Here is a 22,522-nt window from a genome sequence, read left to right as displayed (position 1 = left end):
TATGAAAGATATTTTATGGCTCATACAAAAAACGTTATCTGTGCTTCTGAAAAATAAAAAGGGGTTACTTATTATTATTAGCTTGCCGATAATAGGAACGCTCATTTCCTTTTCGATATATGGGAATGTAGGGCAAGGAACGTTAAATATTGGGGTTATAAATAAAGAAAATCAACCTATCGCAAATGATACAGTGAAATTTTTAGAAGGACTCAATCATGTAAATGTTAGTAAAATTAAGGAATCTGAAGTGGAAGATAAACTCACTTCAAAAAAACTTGATGGTGTTATTACATTACAGTCTGGTTTTTCTGAAAGTGTTCGAGAAGGGAAACCGAGTCATATTGAGATTTCATCGATTAAAGGCGATCAAGTAACAGGATTTATAAAATCGTATTTATATAACTATGTTGATAACATCGCTGCGATTAGTAAAGTGGCAGGGGCCGATCAAAGTACGTTTAATAGTATGTACGCGGGTTATCAAAAAAGTTCATTTAAAGTAAAGTCTGAGACACTTGAAGATACTTCAAAAAATAAAGATATGACAAATCAAACGATGGGTTATCTTATTATGTTTATGTTATTTTCAGCAGTGAACTTATCAGGATTTATTTTAAAAGAAAAAGAGAACAGAACGTATTTTAGATTATTATCAACGCCGATTGACGGAAAGAAATTTATATTATCTAATGTCGCAGTAAATATGATGATATTAACAGTACAAATTGTAATTGCAGTATTCTTTATGACGAATGTTTTTCACACAACTATAAATATGCCTTTCATAGTTATGATTGGTGTGCTTATGATATTCGCTTTAATTGCAATTGGTTTATCATTAGTCATTGTGTCTTTTTCAAAAAGTTCAACTGCTTCAAATGCAATGCAAAATATAGTAATAGTACCAACATGTTTACTTGCTGGATGTTATTTCCCGTACGACATTATGCCGAAAGCAGTACAAAAAGTAGCTGATTTCCTTCCGCAGCGTTGGTTACTAGATACGATTTCAAAACTACAGCAAGGCATTCCATTTTCTGAGTTGTATTTAAATATTTTAATTTTATTCGCTTTCGCGATAGCATTCTTCTTAATTGCTATTTATAAGTTTGGAAGAAATAATGATGCGAGGAACTTTGTTTAATGAAAAAAGGTGTGGCGTAAATGCCACGCCTTTTTTGTTCGTAATTAAAAGTAAGGAATACATTTCGTATGAAAAAGTAATTTAATGAAACACTACGAAATAGTAAGTAATATGATCGGAAGGAAATCCAAATGATTAAAAAGATATTGCGAGTTACTTCTATTATTATTGCTATTTTCGTTGTTATTTTAATTTGGATGCATATTGACGTTACGCTCGGAAGGAAAATGGAAGCCGGGAAAAACATGCCGACAGAGTATGCGCCTCATTATAGTGACTTTCAATTATATGTGGAAGGGAAGTCGTTTTATAAACAGTTATTTACTGATATAAGAGAAGCGAAGCGATCTATTTACACTTATTTTTATATTTTATCGGATGATAAAAGTAGCCATACTTTTTTAAACTTATTAAAGGAGAAGGCGAAAGAAGGAGTAAACGTATATTTATCGGTTGATCGCATTAATGATTTATCATTTGAAAGAAAGATGAAAAATGAATTGCGGGAAAGTGGTGTACATTTTACATATAGTAGAAAACCTGAATTGCCATTCGGATTTTATTCACTTCACCATCGTAATCATCGTCGTATTACGACGATTGATGGGGAGATTGGCTATACGGGTGGCTTTAATATGGGGGATGAGTACTTAGGGAAAGATAAGCGATTTGGATATTGGCGTGACTATCATGTGCGGCTTAGAGGAGAAGGAGCAAAAGATTTAGAAGAGCAATTCGCTTTAGATTGGAAACGAGATACGAAAGAACATATAAAAAGAAGTACGAATAAAGCGAGTAAAGGGAATACATTACATACGATGGTTAGCTACAATGGACATCACGTCGCTGAAAAATATATAAAGTTAATAAAACAAGCGAAACATTCAATTGTAATTACAACACCTTATTTTATAGCGAAAAATAAAGAATTAATGAATGCTTTAATTGGAGCGCAAAAACGTGGTGTTACAGTAAAAATACTATGGTCATATAAACCAGATATTCCTCTCATTAAAGAGGCTGCATACCCTTACATCCGTCAAGCTGTTAATAACGGGATTACGGTATACGGCTATAAAAAAGGTATGTTTCATGGAAAGTTAATGCTGATTGATAATGAACTAACTGTTATCGGTACTACAAACTTTACTGCACGTAGCTTCTATATTAATGATGAGATGAATTTGTATATTCATGGTGGTCCTATCGTAGCGCAAGTAAATAAGGCGTTAATAGAGGATTTTAATGATTCGAAAGAAATGAAGAAAGAGTTTTTTGATAACTTATCTTTTTGGGAGCGTTTTAAGGAGAGGTTGGCGGGATTAGTTGATTTTTATTTATAATAATTAAGGAAGAAAGGGTGTCTATAAAGGACACCCTTTTTTGATGGGAATAACTATTTTTCATGCACAAGCATCGAAACATCATCATTAATCAACGTCCCAACATGTTCACCTAAACAAATTCTTTTCATAACACCAGGCTCATCAAAGTTAAAGACGTGTGCCGGTAAATTATAATCTCGAGCAAGTAATAAAGCGGCTTGATCCATTACTTGTATGTTTTGCCTAACAATATCGTTATAGTTCAGTTTACTGTACATTTTCGCTGATTTGTTATGTTTCGGATCACTTGTAAAGACACCGTCTACTCCTTGTTTTGCGACTAAAATGGCGTCGCTATTCATTTCAATGGCTCTTTGTACACTTGGGTAATCTGTTGTAACGAATGGTTGCCCGTTACCACCACCGAATATGACAACATAACCGTTATCTAAATGATGTACTGCACGTAGGCGAATATATGGCTCAGCTACTGCATTAAAAGGGATGGAAGTCATAACGCGTACTTCTCTATCTGTTTTACTTGTTAAAACGCCGCGAAGCATTAAGCTGTTAATAATCGTACCTAGCGTACCGATATTATCAGCTTCTACACGATCAATTCCCCATTCTTCAGCTAGATGACCTCTGAAAATGTTACCGCCGCCGATGACAATGGATACTTCGATATCTAGGTCAATAATGGATATTATTTCGTTTGCGATATGTTCTAATCGTTTGGAGTTAAAGCTATTTCCAGATTGATCAGCAAGTGCGCCGCCACTTAGTTTAATTAAGACGCGTTTATATGGTTTCATAACAATTCCCCCTATATAGATTGCAATAAAAAAGGAACAAAGGCGAATGCCTTTGTTCCTTCGTAAGAAAATGAAATAGAAAAGAAATAGATATGATGAACTTCTTCACGTGATTTTTCATAACATCCACTCCTTTTCATCCCCATTTATTTAGAATACGTATATCTTTTAGATTATACGAAATAATCTGATGTTTTATCAAGGTTATTTTATTTCTTTTTTATAAAAAAGTGTCAATGAATATTATAAGAAATAAATTTGAATTTTTTGTGACGAACTTGTAGGTTTTTGTATGATTTTGTAGGTTCGCCTATATGATGTGTGAGTAAGCTTTTATAAATACGAAATGAAAGCGTTCGCATAAAAGGGGATGAACATAAATGAAAAAATTCGGATTGGCAACACAAATTTTTGTCGCACTTGTTTTAGGGATTGTAGTAGGGGCAATCTTTTATGGCAATAAAACGGCGATTTCTTATATCACACCAGTTGGGGATATATTTATTCATTTAATTAAAATGATTGTAGTACCGATTGTTATTTCAGCATTAATTGTTGCGGTAGCTGGTGTAGGTGATATGAAAAAGCTTGGGAAACTGGGCGGTAAGACAATTCTTTATTTCGAAATTATTACGACGATTGCTATTTTAATGGGATTACTTGCAGCAAATATATTCCAACCAGGTACTGGCGTTGATATGAGTAATTTACAGCAAAGTGATATTTCTTCTTATAAACAAACAGCAGATGCAACAGAGAAGAAAGGCTTTGCAGAAACGATTGTTCATATTGTACCGAAAAATATATTTGAGTCTATTACACAAGGTGACTTATTACCGATTATATTCTTCTCAGTACTATTCGGTTTAGGAGTTGCAGCAATCGGAGAAAAAGGAAAGCCTGTTTTTAACTTTTTTGAAGGTGTGCTCGAAGCGATGTTCTGGGTTACAAATCAAGTGATGAAATTCGCACCATTTGGTGTATTCGCATTAATTGCTGTTACGGTTGCAAAATTTGGTGTAGCAACACTACTTCCTTTAGGAAAACTAGTGCTAGCTGTATACGTAACTGTTATACTATTCGTTGTGATTGTATTAGGTATTAATGCGCGAATGGTTGGAGTAAATATTTTTACATTAATGAAAATTTTAAAAGAAGAACTTATTCTTTCATTTACGACAGCAAGTTCAGAAGCTGTTTTACCTAATATAATGAGAAAAATGGAAGAGTTCGGTTGTCCAAAAGCAGTTGCCTCTTTCGTAATTCCGACAGGTTATACATTTAACTTGACTGGATCAGCTATTTATCAAGCGTTAGCGGCATTGTTTGTTGCACAAATGTACGGTGTACACATGTCACTGACGGAGCAAATAACGCTATTATTCGTTCTCATGTTAACATCCAAAGGTATGGCGGGAGTTCCGGGTGCATCATTCGTTGTTGTATTAGCGACGTTAGGATCAATGGGCTTACCGCTAGAAGGCATCGCATTAATTGCGGGAATTGACCGCATTTTAGATATGATTCGCTCAGCTGTCAATGTATTAGGAAATGCATTAGCTGCCATTGTTATGTCGAAGTGGGAAGGCGAATTCGATGATGAGAAAGCAAAACAATATGTAGAAACGGTCAAACAAACAAAAGCAGCGTAAGAGATTGTTAAGGAGTGAGTAATCATGGCAACATTAACTGAAGTTAAAAATGGAGTACGAATTGAAAAAGATTTTTTAGGTGAAAAAGAAGTACCAAATTATGCGTACTACGGTGTACAAACAATGCGTGCAGTGGAGAATTTCCCGATTACAGGATACAAAGTTCATGAAGGTTTAATTAAAGCGTTAGCAATTGTAAAAAAAGCGGCAGCACTTGCTAATGCAGATGTAGGAAGATTGGAATTGAAAAAGGGTGGTGCTATCGCAGAAGCATCACAAGAAATCCTTGAGGGGAAATGGCATGATCATTTCATCGTTGATCCAATTCAAGGTGGTGCAGGTACTTCAATGAATATGAACGCAAATGAAGTCATTGCCAATCGTGCCCTTGAATTATTAGGAATGGAAAAGGGAGACTATGATTATATTAGTCCAAACAGTCATGTAAATATGGCACAATCAACAAACGATGCATTCCCAACAGCGATTCATATTGCAACATTAAATGCATTAGAAGGCTTATTACAAACAATGGGTTATATGCATGATGTATTTGAATTAAAAGCAGAACAGTTCGATCATGTTATTAAAATGGGTCGTACACATTTACAAGATGCTGTGCCAATTCGTCTTGGACAAGAATTTAAAGCATACTCCCGCGTACTTGAACGTGACATGAAACGTATCAAGCAATCACGTCAACATTTATATGAAGTAAATATGGGAGCAACTGCAGTTGGTACAGGCTTAAATGCAGATCCAGAATATATTGAAGCAGTTGTAAAACATTTAGCTACAATTAGTGAACTACCACTTGTTGGTGCAGAAGATTTAGTAGATGCAACTCAAAATACGGATGCGTACACTGAAGTATCTGCAGCACTTAAAGTATGTATGATGAACATGTCTAAAATTGCGAACGACCTTCGTCTAATGGCATCAGGTCCACGCGTTGGATTAGCGGAAATTATGCTACCAGCTCGTCAACCAGGTTCATCTATTATGCCAGGGAAAGTAAACCCTGTTATGCCAGAAGTAATTAATCAAATTGCGTTCCAAGTAATTGGTAACGACCATACAATTTGTCTTGCTTCAGAAGCAGGACAATTAGAATTAAATGTTATGGAACCAGTACTTGTTTTCAACTTACTTCAATCTATTAGCATTATGAATAACGGTTTCCGTGCCTTTACAGATAATTGCTTAAAAGGAATTGAAGCGAATGAAGATCGCTTAAAAGAGTACGTTGAGAAGAGTGTAGGAATTATTACAGCCGTGAACCCTCATATCGGCTACGAAGCAGCAGCTCGCGTTGCGAAAGAAGCAATTGCGACAGGGCAATCCGTTCGAGAACTATGTGTGAAAAATGGTGTATTGTCACAAGAGGAATTAGAGTTAATTCTAGATCCATTCGAAATGACACACCCAGGGATTGCAGGAGCAACTCTTTTAAAGAAAAATTAAAAGAAGAGGGGGACAATCCCCTCTTTTTTGTTTACAATATAGAAATGCTATATATGAATAGAGGTAGGGATGTTATGAGTAAGTTTACAGTGGCTTCTAATGGTGCATTAGAAACAACATTAAGAGGAGCAGAAGTATTATCAACACCACTTTTAAATAAAGGGGTAGCTTTCACACAAGAGGAAAGAGAAGAGTTAGGTTTAAAAGGGTTACTACCGCCAGCGGTTTTAACGTTAGAAGAACAAGCACGCCGAGCATATGAACAATTTAGTTCTCAGCCGGATGATTTATTAAAGAATGTATACTTAACAGCGTTACATGATCGAAATGAAGTGTTATTTTATCGTATTTTAACAGAGCATTTACGTGAAATGTTACCGATTGTATATACACCAACTGTAGGTGTAGCAATTCAAAGATATAGTCATGAATACCGTAAACCACGTGGCATTTATTTATCAATTAACGATCCATCAGGTATTGAAGATGCATTTGCAAATATCGGTGCAACAGCTGAAAACATTGATTTAGTCGTTGTAACGGATGGAGAAGGTATATTAGGAATTGGTGATTGGGGTGTTGGTGGAATTAACATCGCAATCGGGAAATTGGCTGTATATACGGCCGCAGTTGGAATCGATCCTAGCCGTGTATTACCGGTAATTTTAGATGTAGGTACAAATCGTGAGGAATTATTAAACAATCCATTTTATATTGGAAATCGTCACCCTCGTATAACAGGTGAAGCTTACGATGAATTTATTGATACGTTTGTTCAAGCGGTAAATAAACAATTCCCGAAAGCACTTCTACATTGGGAAGACTTCAGTTCTCGTAATGCACGAAAAATTTTAGATAAATATCGTCATGACGTTTGTACGTTTAATGATGATATTCAAGGTACAGGGGCAGTTTCACTTGCTGCTGTATTATCGGCAGTAAAAGCTTCTGGTGTACCGTTAAGTGAACACCGTGTAGTTGTGTTTGGTGCTGGTACGGCTGGAATCGGTATCGCAGATCAAGTAAGAGATGCAATGGTTCGTGTAGGCTTATCAGACGAAGAATCACATAATCGTTTCTGGTGTATTGACCGTAATGGGTTGGTTACAGATAATATGGAAGATCTTCTTGATTTCCAAATTCCATATGCAAGAAAAGAAGCTGAAGTAAGTGATTGGAAACAAAATGATGCTATCGGACTTGCTGAAGTTGTGAAACATGTAAAACCGACAATTTTAATTGGTACATCTACTGTTGCAGGCGCATTTAAAGAGGAAATTATTAAAGAAATGGCTTCTCACGTAGAAAGACCAATCATTTTACCAATGTCGAATCCAACGCCACTTGCTGAAGCGAAACCAGCAGATTTAATCGAGTGGACAGAAGGAAAAGCATTAGTTGCAACAGGAAGTCCGTTTGAACCGGTTACATATAACGGTGTAACGTATGTGATTGGACAGTCAAATAACGCACTTATTTTCCCAGGACTAGGTCTTGGTACAATTGTTGTTCGTGCAAGCGTCATGACGGATGGAATGTTCGCAGCAGCAGCAGAAGCAGTTGCAAGTATGGTAGATACAAGTCAGCCAGGAGCGCCTATTTTGCCAGAAGTTGAAGAGTTACGTAATATCTCTGAACTGGTTGCGATTGAAGTAGCGAAAGTCGCAGTTGCAGAAGGTGTTGCTAGAGAGAACTTAAGTGATGACGATATTAAGATTGCAGTAAAAGAAGCAATATGGGAACCGGAGTATCGCCAAATAAAAGCGGTAGAAAAGGTTAGAATATAGAAATAAAGCCCGTTTATAATTATAAGCGGGCTTTCACTTTTACAATTGAAAAAAAGCATAGGAAGTGGCACCTTTGAATTGGAATCAATTATGGAAGAAAGATATGTATCTTTTAATTATATTAATGGTTGTTGTTCCGATTGCTGGAGAGCTGAATTTTCATCCTTTTAATGATATGTTTCGTGTTAGTTTCGGGACACCGCTTTTCTTCTTTTTATTACTATTTTTAAGAAGAGTGCCAGCAGCAGCTGCAGGTATTCTTGTAGGTATATCTGTAGTCTTATTTCGTGTATGTCTTGACTGGGTATTGCAAGGTTCATTCCATATGACAGAATCATTTTATTTGCGTTATCCTGTGTTCTTTTATTATTTTATTTATGGAAGTCTTTTTTCGCTTTGTAGGGTGAATAAGTTTCATCAGAAGCCAATTGTGATAGGATGTCTTGGAATTACAATTGAAATTATCGCAAGTATGTCTGAACTTGCGTTTTATCATATGTTAGTGCTAGGGACAACGATAACAGTTTCTGAAGTGAATAAACTAATTATTATTGCTATTTTCCGTAGTTTCTTTGCGCTTGGTTTTTTAAATATGATGAACTTATATGAAACGAAGTTAAAAGAATCACAAGTGCGAAAAGAAAATGAAAATATGTTAATGTACCTCTCTAATTTATATGTGGAATCTGTCCATTTGAAAAAAACGTTACAAAATGCTGAGTTAATTACACAAGAAGCATATCAACTATATCGAAACTTACAAGCGAACGATGATTTAAATAGCAAAACAGCATTAAAAATAGCAGGAGAAGTGCACGAAATCAAAAAGGATAATCAAAGAATTTTTGCAGGACTATCTAAACTGTTATTAGATAAAAATGTGGCTGAGTATGTAGAAGGACATGAATTAGCGGAAATGATTGTAAGAATTAATGAGAAGTACGCTGAAATGTTAGAAAAAGATATACGTTTTTCGGAACATATAGAAGGTGAGCATGCAGAATATCATGTGTACACGGTCTTATCAATTTTTAATAATTTAGTTGCAAATGCAGTTGAAGCAATTGCGGATAATGGCGTTATTATTATTAAGTTATATAAACTTGATAACCATATATTCTTTGAAGTAATTGATGATGGACCTGGTATTGCACAAAAATATAAGAAATTAGTATTTAAGCCTGGATTTACTTCAAAGTATGATCAAACGGGAACACCATCAACAGGAATTGGACTTTCTTACATAAACGAAATGGTAACAGAGCTCGGAGGAGAAGTGAGATTAGAAGACCGAGAAACTGGCGGAGGGTGTAAGTTTGTCGTTTGTTTACCGGAGTGCAGTTTAAAGCGGGAAGGAGAATGAAGTTGTTTTATTATATCGTAGATGATGATGAAGTTTTCCGCTCTATGCTTTCACAAATTATTGAAGATGGTGATCTTGGGGAAGTAATTGGAGAATCGGAAGACGGAGCTTTTATTGAAGCCGACCAACTAAATTTTAAAAAAGTAGATATTTTATTTATTGATTTATTAATGCCAATGCGAGACGGGATTGAAACAGTTCGCCATATTGCGTCCTCTTTTTCAGGGAAAATCATCATGATTTCTCAAGTTGAATCGAAACAGCTTATTGGTGAGGCGTATACACTTGGTGTTGAATATTATATTACTAAACCATTAAATAAAATTGAGGTTATATCTGTTGTACGTAAAGTAATGGAACGTATTCGTTTAGAGCGCTCTATACATGATATTCAAAAATCATTGAATAACGTTTTTAAGTGGGAACAGCCGCAAGTTCGAAATGAGCCAATGCAAGAAGGAAAAAGAATAGCAGATTCAGGGCGCTATTTATTATCAGAACTCGGTATTGCGGGAGAGAATGGAAGTAAAGATTTACTTAGTATGTTGGAATATTTATATGGACAAGAAAAAGAGCAAACGTTTGAATTTGGATTTCCTGCGCTAAAAGATATCTTTTACCATATAACTATAAGAAAATTAGAGAATATAGCTTCAGATGCAGATATAGATAAGGAGAGAAAAGCATCTGAACAAAGGGTACGTAGAGCGATTTATCAATCGTTAAATCACTTAGCTTCCCTTGGATTAACAGACTTTTCAAATCCGAAATTTGAAAGCTATGCTCCGAAATTTTTTGATTTCACTGTAGTTAGAAAACGAATGACAGAAATGACAAAGGATGAAGTAGCAACTTCTGGCCATATACGAATTAATACGAAGAAATTTATTCAAGTGTTGTATTTTGAGGCGAAAAGGTTGATGGAGATAGAGTGAAAAAAGGTGCTTATATACAAGCATCTTTTTTTATTAAATCTACATTTTATATTTTCTCTTGGAGCATGTAAAATGTTAGTTAAGAGAAACTGGTTTTAAAGTAAGGAAGTGTCAAAACAATGGGTTTTACATTAAATAAATCGATTATTAAAGAAGTATGCGGAGAAACCTCATATAAAAGAGGCGAAGCTTATTATAAATCAAATAAAGTAATAATAAATCATTATGATGAAAATAAAGAAATTTGCGAAGCGACGGTAAAAGGGAACGAAGATTTTCATGTTACAGTAGAAAAAGCTAAAAAAGGTGATGTTGTTGCGAAATGTAGTTGTCCTTCGTTAGCGTCTTTTCAAACATACTGTCAACATGTTGCGGCAGTATTGATACAAATAAATTATAATCAGCAAACCGGTGGAATGGTGCCTATTAGTAGCGGGAATATGAGTGGAAATGATCAATTAACAAGCGGGATGTTTCATTTATTTGCAGAAAAACCATTAAGACCAAAAAGTAAACAACACCGTTTTGATACACGTGAAATACTTCATGTTGAATTTATATGTACGCCAGTAGTTACGAAAAATGGTGGGGCACTGCTAGGTATTCAGTTTAAACTCGCCAAGATGTATTTTGTAAATCATATTAGAGAATTTCTTTCCAATGTGGAGAAAAGAGAGTCCTATAATTGTTCGAATGAATTTACATATACACCAGATGTACATAGCTTTAAGCAAGAAACGGATGCGATTATTCAGCAGCTCATTAAAATTTATCATAATGAAAAAATGTATGAGGATACACTGGAAGTACATGCAAAACAAGATGATAGTATGATTTTAATACCGCCAGCTTCATGGAAGGATATGCTTTCTTTACTTTCTAAAGTTGAGTTTGTGGGACTTAATCAAGATGGAAAATCTTTTCACGGTTTACAAATTTCAAAAGGGCTACTTCCTTTACATTTTGAGTTTAATAAAGGGAGTAACGGTGGGTTTACACTTTATATTGACGGCTTACAACAAGTAGAAGTAATGGATACGTATAGTTATGCTCTATTTGGAGGGAAACTGTATCAGTTGAATGCTGAGGATTGTAAGCGACTTATCGAATTACAAAAAATGATGAATCGTTCTAGTAGTAACCAATTGTATATTCCAGCAGATAAGATGGAGCACTTTGTAGCAAAAGTTGTACCAGGGTTAATGAAGCTAGGAACTGTGCGAATAGATGAGGTAGTATCAGATCGTGTTGAAACACCCGCATTAAAAGCAAAATTGTATTTAGATCGAGTGAAAAATCGTTTGTTAGCAGGTCTCGAATTTCATTATGGAAACGTCGTGATTAATCCGTTAGAAGAGGATGGGCAGCCATCTGTTTTTAATCGTGATGAGAAAAAGGAAAAAGAGATTTTAGACATTATGAGTGAAAGTGCCTTTGCGAAAACGGAAGGCGGTTATTTTATGCATAATGAAGAAGCTGAGTATAACTTTTTATATCATGCTGTTCCAACGTTAAAAGGTTTAGTTGATATTTATGCGACGTCAGCCATCAAATTACGAATTCATAAGGGAGACACAGCTCCTCTTATAAGAGTTAGAAGGAAAGAGAGAATTGATTGGTTATCATTTCGCTTTGATATAAAAGGTATTCCAGAGGCAGAAATTAAAGGGGTATTAGTGGCACTTGAAGAGAAACGAAAATATTATCGTTTAGCAAGTGGTGCTCTACTATCACTTGAGAGTAAAGAGTTTAATGATATTAATCAGTTTATAAAAGAATCTAGTATTCGAAAAGGATTTTTAAAGGGCGAAGAAATAGATGTCCCTCTTATTCGTAGTGTGAAATGGATGAATTCACTGCAAGAAGGAAACGTATTAAGTTTAGATGAGTCTGTTCAAGAATTGGTAGAGAACATTCAAAACCCTAAAAAGCTGAAGTTTGCGGTACCAAGTGGCTTAGATGCGATAATGAGAGAGTATCAAACATACGGATTTCAGTGGATGAAAACACTTGCCTATTATCGTTTTGGCGGCATTTTAGCTGATGATATGGGACTGGGGAAAACGTTGCAAAGTATTGCTTTTATAGACTCTGTTTTGCCGGAAATTCGAGAGAAGAAACTGCCTATATTAGTTGTTTCTCCGTCGTCCCTCGTTTACAACTGGCTTAGTGAGTTGAAAAAATTCGCTCCACATATTAGAGCAGTTATTGCCGATGGAAATCAAGCAGAGCGCCGAAAAATTTTAAAAGATATAACGAAATTTGATGTTGTCATTACGTCATATCCTCTACTGAGAAGAGATATAAGGTTATATGAGCAGCCATTTCATACGCTATTTCTTGATGAAGCACAAGCGTTTAAAAATCATACGACGCAAACTGCAAGAGCGGTAAAAACAGTGCAGGCGGAGTACCGTTTTGGATTAACAGGAACACCTGTAGAAAATTCATTAGAAGAGCTATGGTCTATCTTCCACGTCGTCTTCCCAGAATTATTACCGGGAAGAAAAGAGTTCGGTGATTTAAGACGTGAAGATATTGCGAAGCGGGTAAAACCTTTCGTGTTAAGAAGGTTAAAGGGTGATGTATTACACGAACTCCCAGAAAAAATTGAGCACTTGCAATCATCAGAACTTTTACCAGATCAAAAGAGGCTTTACGCAGCTTATTTAGCAAAGTTAAGAGAAGAAACGTTAAAACATTTGGATAAAGATACGTTACGTAAAAATAAAATTCGGGTTTTAGCTGGTTTAACGAGACTACGGCAAATTTGTTGTCATCCTGCTTTGTTTGTTGATGACTATAAAGGTAGTTCAGCTAAATTTGATCAGCTGCTAGAAATTTTGGAGGAATGCAGAAGTACAGGGAAGAGAATTCTTATCTTTTCCCAATTTACGAAGATGCTTTCGATAATCGGACGTGAATTAAATCGTCAAGCAGTTCCATACTTTTATTTAGACGGGAGTACACCAGCGCAAGAACGTGTAGAGCTATGCAATCGGTTTAACGAAGGAGAAGGGGATCTATTTCTTATTTCGTTAAAAGCTGGTGGCACAGGACTAAATTTAACAGGTGCAGATACAGTTATATTGTACGACTTGTGGTGGAATCCAGCTGTTGAACAACAAGCTGCGGATAGAGCGTATCGAATGGGACAAAAAAATACAGTGCAAGTGATTAAGTTAGTAGCACATGGAACAATTGAAGAAAAAATGCACGAGTTACAAGAGAGTAAGAAAAATTTAATCGCTGAAATTATCGAGCCGGGAGAAGAGAAGTTATCTTCTATTACGGAGGAAGAAATCCGCGATATTCTTATGATTTAATATGCAAAAAGCTATGCTTTCATAGAGATGAAAGCATAGCTTTTTTGTTGTAATAATTATATTTTGTTTTGTACAAAGTAAAGAGATAAAGTGAAACTTTAAATAGTGGGAGTTGTTCGTCTCCCACTATTTATTTTATTTCTTTGTACCTTTACTTTTGTATGGTTTTGCAGCTTTCTTTTTCGCACTTGATTGCCAACGGTTCCATCCTTTACTTCCTGTACCTTGTCCTACACCTTTTTTCGGTTTTGCTTTCGTTTTACTCATATGATCACTCCGTTATATAAAAAATCTGATTTGATAATAGCCAATGTTTTAGAAAAATACTATCGATAAATGACTATGCTTGCTTTAAATAAAAACAAACTGCTTGAATGCTATAGTATATCATGAAATTGCGAGTAAACTGAAAGGAATTATAAAGAAAATGAAAATAATAAGAAATACTGCGGATTCTATATTTCGAACAATCACACTAGTTGTTGTATATATGTTAGTTTCAATTAGTGAAATGTTTTTTGGATTGAAGAGACAAAGGAAATAAAAATGTTATATTAAGAACAGTCGGTAAAGGCATAAAATAAAGAATTGAAAAAAATTTTAAAACTTTTTGTTGACTTTATCGATTTTTTGTATAGAATAATCATTAATAAAATGTTTCAGAGATGTGACAATAAAACGACTATGAAAGGACGAGTAGTAGTAGGATGTAGTTTAAGCGAGTCAGGGACGGTGTGAGCCTGATACGAAGCCTATTATGAAGAACCTCCTGGAGTCGCTAACCGAAATCCTTTATAGGAAAGTAGACTTAGCCGGGAACTTCGCCGTTACAAGAAGAACAGTATCGAGATTTTTTAATCTCCGTATTGTATAAGTGAGCAACCTCTGTTGCTAATTTGGGTGGTACCGCGGAACCAAAGTCTTTCGTCCCAGTTTTTTGGGGAAGAAGGGCTTTTTTTGTTGGCTTCTTTTCACAACATCCAAACATTTTAGGAGGAAACCACCATGTATCAATCATTAATGACAGTAAGAGAGACTCAAATCGCAATTAAGGAAGTTAAAACATTTTTTGAGGATCAATTAGCAAAACGACTTGAACTATTCCGCGTATCTGCACCATTATTCGTAACGAAGAAATCAGGATTAAACGATCACTTAAACGGTGTAGAACGTCCAATTGAATTTGATATGTTACATTCAGGAGAAGAATTAGAAATTGTACATTCACTAGCGAAGTGGAAAAGATTCGCATTACATAAATACGGATATGAAGCTGGTGAAGGTTTATATACAAACATGAACGCGATTCGTCGTGATGAAGAACTTGATGCAACGCATTCCATTTATGTTGACCAATGGGATTGGGAAAAAATCGTTCAAAAAGAATGGCGTACTATCGATTACTTACAAAAAACAGTACAAACAATTTATGGAATATTCAAAGAATTGGAAGATCACTTATTTGAAAAGTATCCGTTCCTTGGAAAGTATTTACCAGAAGAAATTGTTTTCATTACTTCTCAAGAACTGGAAGATAAATATCCAGAATTAACACCGAAAGATCGTGAACATGCAATTGCGAAAGAACACGGTGCAGTCTTTATTATTGGAATTGGTGATGCACTCCGTTCAGGTGAAAAGCACGATGGACGCGCGTCCGATTATGATGATTGGAAATTAAACGGTGACATTTTATTCTGGCACCCAGTACTACAAGCTTCGTTCGAATTATCATCAATGGGAATTCGTGTTGATAGTAAAGCACTTGATGAGCAATTAACGAAAACTGGTGAAGACTTCAAACGTGAGTATGATTTCCATAAAGGTATTTTAGAAGACGTACTACCATTAACAATTGGTGGTGGTATCGGCCAATCAAGAATGTGTATGTACTTCTTACGTAAAGCACATATTGGTGAAGTTCAATCTTCTGTATGGCCTGATGATTTACGTGAAGCTTGTAAGAAAGAAAACATTCATTTGTTTTAATATAAGTGAGAGGGAGAATGGCTCGAAAATAGAGTTACTCTCCCTTTTTTATTGTGTAAACTGGTGGTTTACAGTGAGTGTTACTAATAGTTTCTTTCTTTTTTATCTCCTTTTATGTAATAATTTGTTAAAGGAGGGGGCGTTATGAACTTGGGAGAACAATTAAAAAAATTACGAGAATCAAAAGGATTTTCACAAGAGGATGTTGCAAAGAAAATTGGGGTAACTAGGCAAGCGGTGTATAAAGTGAAACTTTAATCAGTGGAGCGATTTATCCCACTGATTATTAGTTGAACCAATCGGGCTTTTATAGGCAGTTAATCCCATCTGGATTCCTTGATGTATGTAAAAGCTACGATGGGATTTAGTGCCTGTTAAAGCGGGATAAGTGGGAAAATGATAAAAGTTACCCTGACATTGATAATTTAATTTTATTGAGCGAAATGTACAACGTTACGCTCGATGAATTAATAAAAGGGAATCAAAACTTTAAAGAGAAAATACATATTGATGAAGAAGATGAGGATTTTGAGAAAGAGAATGAGTTTGGTTTTTATATTGGATTTGGTTTGCTAATTATGAGTGCTTTCATTGATTACGAAGGAATTCAAGAGATTTTATTAGGGGCTGCGCTATTCATGATGGTCTTTTATTCCGACGTGAAGAAAGTTATTTTGAATGAATTTCGCTCGTTATTTAAAGGGAAAGATATATATGATAAGAAGTGAGAAGAGTCCGTTATATTTCCTAGGAAAAGGTATTGCGAATAATTTAATTATTTTATAAAGATTTTTAGATATAGGTAATATGTTAAAAAGCTGTTTGTATAGAGTCTTGAAATCTATGTGTAAAATGATAATAAAGTTATTTAATTTTAAAAGCTCAAACGAGTATAGCCCCGTTCTAAAGTTAGGACGGGGCTGAAAATTTAAGTTTTATGGAGTAAGAATGTGCTTCAAATATTTTTAATTCAGTAATGAATATTTCAGTAAAGGCTTTTTATAAAACATCACTTACTTATTTGTTATCGAGTTCTTCCGCCAAACCAATTAGAATTCCTTCGGTTCCACGAATGTAGCAGAGTCGATACGAGTTCTCATACTGAACTACTTCTCCAACGAGCTGAGCACCATGCTTAGTAAGTCTGGATACCATTTCGTCAATGCCCTCGACGGTGAACATGACGCGCAGATAACCGAGGGCGTTTACAGGAGCTGTCCGGTGATCTGCTATAGTAGGTGGGGTGAGAAATCGCGAAAGTTCAATTCGGCTGTGACCATCTGGCGTAACCATCATAGCAATCTCTACGCACTGAGAACCGAGTCCAGTTACGCGACCAGCCCATTCACCTTCGACAGTAGCTCGCCCTTCGAGTTTTAATCCAATCTCCTTGAAGAAAGAGATTGCGTTATCAAGAGATTCTACAACGATGCTGACATTGTCCATTCTTAGTAATCTGTTGTTTGCCATAGTCTTTATCTCCTTATGTGTAAAAATTTATCCCGCTATTTGCGGGCAATAAGACTCCCACCTCAAAATTCGGCGAATGCGAGGAAGTTAGGTGGGAGATAACTGCCCGATTGTTGAATAGAATGACTTGCTTCCGTTTTTTAACAATTTTATTGTTCTTCAAACGACTTGATTTTAAACTAAATAACCTTTTTCTCACTTTCCACTATGCAAACAGCTTTCTATTTATATAGGAAGGAAATAGATTCATATAATTTGTTGTAAGTTTTACTGGTGGAAATTAAATCATTTGCACTAAAGGTTCAATTTTCGCCATAAATGATTGATGAAGTGCTTCAACACCCGTTACTAAATGAAGACGGTCAATAACGACAGATACTTTAATTTCTGATGTACTTACCATTTTAATATGAATATCTTCTTCTTTTAAAGTAGTGAACATATTCGCAGCAACTCCTGGGTTAGATACCATACCAGATCCTACAATTGATACTTTTGCTAAATGATTTTCATGTTCTACAGATTCGTAGTGAAGTGCTTCTTGATGTTGTTCCAATACTTCTAATGTTTCTCTTAAATCATTAGAATGGATTGAGAAGGAGAGGTGAACAGTTCCTTCATTTGTAATACTTTGAATAATAATATCCACATTAATATGTGCTGCTGCTAATGTAGAGAAAACTGTTGAAAGTGCACCTTGTTCTAATCCTTTAATTGTGACGCGTGTAATATTATCCTCAAATGCAATACCTTTAACGATTGATTGTTGTTCCATGTTACATTCTCCCCTTACAATTGTTCCGTTTTCTTGTTCCATACTTGAGCGAACTTCTAAAATTACATTATGATTTTTAGCAAATTCAACAGCGCGTGGGTGTAATACGCCAGCACCGAGGTTGGCAAGCTCTAACATTTCGTCATAAGAAATTTCATCTAATTTATAAGCATCTTGTACAACTCGTGGATCAGTCGTATATACGCCGGTCACATCCGTATAAATATCACATTTTTTTGCTTTTAGTGCAGCAGCTAATGCGACAGCAGTCGTATCAGAGCCACCGCGGCCAAGTGTGGTAATTTCATTTTCTTCACTTACTCCTTGGAAACCAGCTACTATAACAATCGTGCCTTCAGTAAGGTGAGACTGAATACGAGTAGTGTTAATGTCAATAATCCGTGCACTACTATGTACAGATTCTGTCGTAATACCAGCTTGCCATCCTGTTAATGAAATTGCGTTATAACCTTTTGTTTGTAGTGCCATTGTTAATAATGAAATGGTTACTTGTTCTCCTGTAGATAGGAGCATATCCATTTCACGTTTACTTGGATTTTCAGTAATAGCGTTAGCAAGTGCTACAAGTTTATCCGTACTTTTTCCCATTGCTGAAACGACAGAGACAATACTATGTCCTCGTTCATATTCTTCAATAATTAAATTTGCTACATGTTGAATGCGTTCGACGCTTCCGACAGAAGTACCGCCAAATTTTTGTACAATCGTTTCCATTACGAATTCCTTCTTTCGTCCATTTTTAAGAATAGGTTAGGACATATACAAATCCCAATATTCCTGTAGTTACCAGAGAGAAAAACAAAAAACACCATCTCAAATAAGTGAGGATGGTGCTGTTACAGGAAAAGGGAAACAGAAAACGGAGCTAATAAAAAAACCGCCAAAAAAGGAATATCATAAAAATGATATCTCTTTTTTGTAGATAGCTCTTCATACGTACACGTCTGTACATATGACAGTTCTGTTTCTATTCGAAAACAGCCCCAATTGATAAATGCAGAGAAATTTATCAATTTCGGCAACACTTCCTTTCCTCTAAAATCATAGACATCTCTGTGTCTCCTTTAGAATACTTATAAGCGTTGCAACCTCTATCTCACGTTTTAGGCGAGAGTGTATGATTTATGAAGTTGTTGGTAACATTTGTTTTATAATAATTTAAATTTTTCAGGGAATCAAGTGTTTTTTGTATTTTTTTGAAATTCTATCTTTTTATTAAATTAGTTTGTGAAAAATGTAGCAAAATCGATTCATTGCATGTACATTGAAAATATAGCGCATGGGAGGTGGAAGGATGGGGAAGAAAAAGCCTATTTATGTAGCCACAGAAATGAACACAACAATGGAGAAACTATGGGCATATACACAAGAGCCTGATATACATACAGAGTGGGATGCTCGTTTTACTGAGATTTCGTATTTAGAAAAAAAAGAGGGAGAACCACAGAAGTTTTTATATAAAACAAAGATCGGATTTGGACTTGAAATAGCCGGAGAAGGGGAATCGATAGGTGAAATAAGAAAAGAAACTGGAGAACGCATTTCCTCTTTAAAATTTTGGACAGACAATCAATTATCACTTATACAAATAGGGCGTGGTTATTGGAAGTATACACCGAATGAAGAACATATTCATTTTGAAACGCAATATGATTATGATACGAGATTTGGTCGTATAGGAAATGTGATAGATTTATATGTTTTTCGTCCACTATTAGGTTGGGCGACAGCATGGAGTTTTGATGCTTTAAAATTATGGTTAGAAAAGGGACTTCATCCTAAGTTGCTAATTAGAAGAACGATGACGTATTGGCTAGTTTGCTTTTTATTTGCTTTCGTATGGTTATATCAAGGGATTGTACCGAAATTGATGTTTACTCATTCAGAAGAAGTAAAGATGCTTTCTGCACTAATCGGATCGAATGAAAGTAGTATTTTTATACTTAAAATAGTTGGATTTTTAGAAATAATATGGGGTGTTATGTGGCTATTTCCACTTCAAAAGCGAAAACTATTTATATTGCATATTATATTGTTGATAGTTTTAACATTAGCGGCAGGATCGACGAATATCGCTAGTTTTACGCAACCGTTTAATCCGATTACATTAAATTTTCTTCTAATAGGGTTATCGATTGTCGGTTATATAAATAGCACGAATTTGCCAAGCGCAAAAAATTGCAAGAGGACGAGAAAGGGATAAGTATATGGTTAATATTTATGAAAGATTATTAGGGGATTCTTATAAAAGGCTTCATCCAAAATTGCAGGAACGATATGCGATAACAAAGGAAAATAGCTTTATTGGGGAAGGGGAAATGGATGAAATTTATGGAGGATCTTTTTTCGTTAAATTAATATTAAAAATTACATCGAAGTTTCGAATGTTTTTCTCTGAGCGAGGGCAAAAAGTTTCGTTTGTGATACATAATACCGCTGAGCGAGATGAACATGGAAATGAGTTTGTACGGTGGAATCGTACTTTTTATTTTCATAATAAGAAAAGATATTTTAACGCTGTTATGCAGTTGGATGAAGAGAATAATGAAATTGTAGATTATTTTGGTGAGCCACATTTACTCGTTTCTACATTGAATTTTTATATTGATGAAAAAGGCGGGATGCATATTTCTTCAAAGAAACAATGGTTTTTTATGTTTGGAAGAAAAATCCCGTTACCAAAATTTTTATATGGAGAGGCAAAAATTGTTGAAAGTTATGATGATGCACTGCAATGTTTTCGAATTCATGTACAAGTACGGAATCCGTTAATTGGTTCGTTATTTTCATATAAGGGAACATTTGTGGAAAGGGAATAAACGATATGAAAAATATACTATTTGGGCTTGCTTGCTATATTATTTTTCTAATATGTGAGTGGTCAAATGTAAACCCAGTTGAAGCAATTATTTTATTATCTATTTTGTTATTTATACCGATGTCTTTTTGTATTATTGATAAGAAAAAAAGAAATGGATCGTATGTATTATTTTATAAATTTGTATCGTTTTTATATCCAATTGCAGCAATCAGTGCAATGCTAGCTTTCGTAACAAATCACTATTTCTTTGCGCTACTTTGGTTTGCATATACAGGAATCATTGCGTTATTTGGTGTAAGTAGATTGTTAGAAAGAGGATGGAAACCGATAGAAGAGACGGCTATCGATAGTGCATTTATTTATTTGTTTTTAGGTGGTTTTTGGTTTTTTGCTTCAGTAGCAAAGGTTTCAATTATGCACTTTAGTTCTGACATTGTTTTACTTACAGCGGCACACTTTCATTACTCGGCATTTCTATTGCCGTTATCAGTTGGTTTACTTGGAAGGAAAAGAGAAAAGAGAAGTAAAGTGTATGATGCTATTATGTTTATCATAGTCATTTCACCTATGACAGTTGCGATAGGAATTACATACTCAAGGATATTTGAATTTTTTGCAGTGTTCATATATTTATGTGCGATTTATGGATATGGAGTTTACGTGTGGAGAACGAAATTCAATGCTATAAGTGCGAAGGTACTTTTAGTTCTTTCTTCTAGCACACTTATGGTAACAATAATGTTTTCACTCATATATTCATACGGAAATTTCAAACAAGTAATGACGATTACAATTGCACAAATGGTTTGGATTCACGGTGTTGTAAATGGAATTGGAGTAGCGTTACCAGCATTTGTTGGTTGGATGATTGAAAAGAGTACTCCGAATTATAAATATTACGGGAAAACAATGAGCAGGTTAAGAGGAAATGCGACAGTTGGTGAAGCATTTTTACATAACAGAAATTTAATAGATCGCAAGGAATACAAAGGTTTAGTTGATAAAATGAATGATTTTCATAGTGAGGCATTTGACATGGCGAAGATTCCTTTAAGTATTATTCGTTTTTATGAAAATACAAAAGAGTATGAGTTACAATCGCATATAAAATGGACTCGTTGGTTCCGTCCGGTTGCATTTTGTTATGAGAAAATGAGTAAGCGTGTAGGACAAATACATTTAGGAATGGGCGGCAAGTGGGAAACGATGCATGGCTCTATCATTGGGATAATAGATGAGAAGGATGGAAGAGAGAATGTAAGGGCTTGGCTAAGAAAAAATGAAGCAGGGGAGACAATTTTTGTAGCTCTTTATTCAAAGCATACATACAAGAAAGATACATATATGAATATCGCATTACCTTTACCATATTCGAATATGACTGGTATTTTGAAGTTATGCAATGATGATAATGCTTTAATCATTACAAGTAAGTTAAGAGAGAATGGCAGGGGAGATGAGGGGATTTATTTACATACTCGTTTCTTTACAATACGTTTACCATTAGCAGAGACTTTTATTATTAAAGAGCGCAACGATCAAATATTAGAAGCTAATCATAGAATGTGGATATTTGGAGTTAAGTTTTTAGAAATTGATTATGAGATTAAGAAAATAGAGGGAAAGTAAGAA

17 protein-coding genes, 1 pseudogene, 1 riboswitch and 1 other annotated feature are annotated in these 22,522 nt (G+C 35.1%); of the genes and pseudogenes, 14 read left to right on the top strand and 4 right to left on the bottom strand.

Annotation, left to right across the window (positions count from 1 at the left end):
* Window position 1 precedes the first annotated feature (1 nt).
* Together AC0IXC_RS14050 and cls are read left to right on the top strand one after the other, a co-directional pair.
* Window positions 2–1,147, top strand: a complete 1,146-nt coding sequence (locus AC0IXC_RS14050; protein WP_002031112.1) for an ABC transporter permease — start codon at window positions 2–4, stop codon at window positions 1,145–1,147.
* A 131-nt stretch (window positions 1,148–1,278) separates the two neighbouring features.
* Window positions 1,279–2,490: a cardiolipin synthase gene (gene cls, locus AC0IXC_RS14045; RefSeq protein WP_471652976.1), complete on the top strand. Its 1,212-nt coding sequence runs from the start codon at window positions 1,279–1,281 to the stop codon at window positions 2,488–2,490.
* Between the two features lie 53 nt (window positions 2,491–2,543).
* Here the strand turns inward: cls and pyrH are convergent, their stop codons facing one another.
* Window positions 2,544–3,287 carry a UMP kinase gene (pyrH, locus tag AC0IXC_RS14040; RefSeq protein WP_002012233.1) on the bottom strand — a complete coding sequence of 248 codons (744 nt, stop codon included), beginning with the start codon at window positions 3,285–3,287 and terminating at the stop codon, window positions 2,544–2,546.
* A 380-nt stretch (window positions 3,288–3,667) separates the two neighbouring features.
* On the opposite strand from pyrH, the gene AC0IXC_RS14035 reads away from it, so the two are divergent.
* From AC0IXC_RS14035 to AC0IXC_RS14010, 6 genes are all read left to right on the top strand, one after another.
* A complete protein-coding gene (locus tag AC0IXC_RS14035; RefSeq protein ID WP_002012230.1) occupies window positions 3,668–4,939 on the top strand; it encodes a cation:dicarboxylate symporter family transporter in 1,272 nt (423 codons plus the stop codon).
* 24 nt (window positions 4,940–4,963) lie between these two features.
* Window positions 4,964–6,403 carry an aspartate ammonia-lyase gene (gene aspA, locus AC0IXC_RS14030; RefSeq protein ID WP_002012229.1) on the top strand — a complete coding sequence of 480 codons (1,440 nt, stop codon included), beginning with the start codon at window positions 4,964–4,966 and terminating at the stop codon, window positions 6,401–6,403.
* Between the two features lie 74 nt (window positions 6,404–6,477).
* On the top strand, window positions 6,478–8,190 hold the full coding sequence (malS, locus tag AC0IXC_RS14025; protein ID WP_002012227.1) for an oxaloacetate-decarboxylating malate dehydrogenase: 1,713 nt from the start codon (window positions 6,478–6,480) through the stop codon (window positions 8,188–8,190).
* Window positions 8,191–8,254: 64 nt separating this feature from the next.
* Window positions 8,255–9,553 carry a sensor histidine kinase gene (locus AC0IXC_RS14020; RefSeq protein WP_326996421.1) on the top strand — a complete coding sequence of 433 codons (1,299 nt, stop codon included), beginning with the start codon at window positions 8,255–8,257 and terminating at the stop codon, window positions 9,551–9,553.
* Between the two features lie 2 nt (window positions 9,554–9,555).
* A complete protein-coding gene (locus AC0IXC_RS14015) occupies window positions 9,556–10,488 on the top strand; it encodes a response regulator (protein WP_326996548.1) in 933 nt (310 codons plus the stop codon).
* A gap of 119 nt (window positions 10,489–10,607) precedes the next feature.
* Complete coding sequence (locus tag AC0IXC_RS14010; protein ID WP_326996422.1) at window positions 10,608–13,814, top strand: DEAD/DEAH box helicase; 3,207 nt, start codon at window positions 10,608–10,610, stop codon at window positions 13,812–13,814.
* A gap of 135 nt (window positions 13,815–13,949) precedes the next feature.
* Here the strand turns inward: AC0IXC_RS14010 and AC0IXC_RS14005 are convergent, their stop codons facing one another.
* Entirely contained in the window at window positions 13,950–14,081 is a 132-nt protein-coding gene (locus AC0IXC_RS14005) for a DUF3934 family protein (protein WP_000047589.1), read from the bottom strand.
* Between the two features lie 408 nt (window positions 14,082–14,489).
* Window positions 14,490–14,749: a binding site (T-box leader), on the top strand.
* A 70-nt stretch (window positions 14,750–14,819) separates the two neighbouring features.
* Here AC0IXC_RS14005 and asnA point away from each other — a divergent pair.
* From asnA to AC0IXC_RS13990, 3 genes and pseudogenes are all read left to right on the top strand, one after another.
* Window positions 14,820–15,803 (top strand): aspartate--ammonia ligase, encoded by a 984-nt coding sequence (gene asnA, locus AC0IXC_RS14000; RefSeq protein ID WP_471652975.1) that lies wholly within the window; start codon window positions 14,820–14,822, stop codon window positions 15,801–15,803.
* 144 nt (window positions 15,804–15,947) lie between these two features.
* The gene (locus AC0IXC_RS13995) at window positions 15,948–16,061 is read left to right on the top strand and encodes a helix-turn-helix transcriptional regulator (protein WP_002031128.1); all 114 of its coding nucleotides are present in this window, start codon (window positions 15,948–15,950) and stop codon (window positions 16,059–16,061) included.
* A gap of 128 nt (window positions 16,062–16,189) precedes the next feature.
* Window positions 16,190–16,531 (top strand): annotated as a pseudogene (locus AC0IXC_RS13990) (helix-turn-helix domain-containing protein); the annotation flags it as partial.
* A 289-nt stretch (window positions 16,532–16,820) separates the two neighbouring features.
* Here the strand turns inward: AC0IXC_RS13990 and AC0IXC_RS13985 are convergent.
* Both AC0IXC_RS13985 and AC0IXC_RS13980 read right to left on the bottom strand, forming a co-directional pair.
* Window positions 16,821–17,273, bottom strand: a complete 453-nt coding sequence (locus AC0IXC_RS13985) for a VOC family protein (protein ID WP_326996424.1) — start codon at window positions 17,271–17,273, stop codon at window positions 16,821–16,823.
* A gap of 280 nt (window positions 17,274–17,553) precedes the next feature.
* Window positions 17,554–18,783, bottom strand: a complete 1,230-nt coding sequence (locus AC0IXC_RS13980; RefSeq protein ID WP_326996425.1) for an aspartate kinase — start codon at window positions 18,781–18,783, stop codon at window positions 17,554–17,556.
* 201 nt (window positions 18,784–18,984) lie between these two features.
* Window positions 18,985–19,171: riboswitch (Lysine riboswitch) on the bottom strand.
* Between the two features lie 192 nt (window positions 19,172–19,363).
* Between AC0IXC_RS13980 and AC0IXC_RS13975 the strand changes: the two genes are divergently transcribed.
* From AC0IXC_RS13975 to AC0IXC_RS13965, 3 genes are read left to right on the top strand one after another with little or no spacing between them, the layout of a single operon-like run.
* Window positions 19,364–20,272 (top strand): DoxX-like family protein, encoded by a 909-nt coding sequence (locus tag AC0IXC_RS13975; RefSeq protein WP_471652974.1) that lies wholly within the window; start codon window positions 19,364–19,366, stop codon window positions 20,270–20,272.
* Between the two features lie 4 nt (window positions 20,273–20,276).
* Window positions 20,277–20,888, top strand: coding sequence for a DUF4166 domain-containing protein (locus AC0IXC_RS13970; RefSeq protein ID WP_326996426.1), 612 nt, complete (start codon window positions 20,277–20,279; stop codon window positions 20,886–20,888).
* Window positions 20,889–20,893: 5 nt separating this feature from the next.
* Window positions 20,894–22,519, top strand: coding sequence for a YndJ family protein (locus tag AC0IXC_RS13965; protein WP_326996427.1), 1,626 nt, complete (start codon window positions 20,894–20,896; stop codon window positions 22,517–22,519).
* The last annotated feature ends 3 nt before the right edge of the window (window positions 22,520–22,522 follow it).

The organism is Bacillus sp. AC266 (assembly GCF_979253805.1).
Note: the sequence above shows the minus strand (reverse complement) of the source record. Positions and strands in the feature narration are given on the sequence as shown.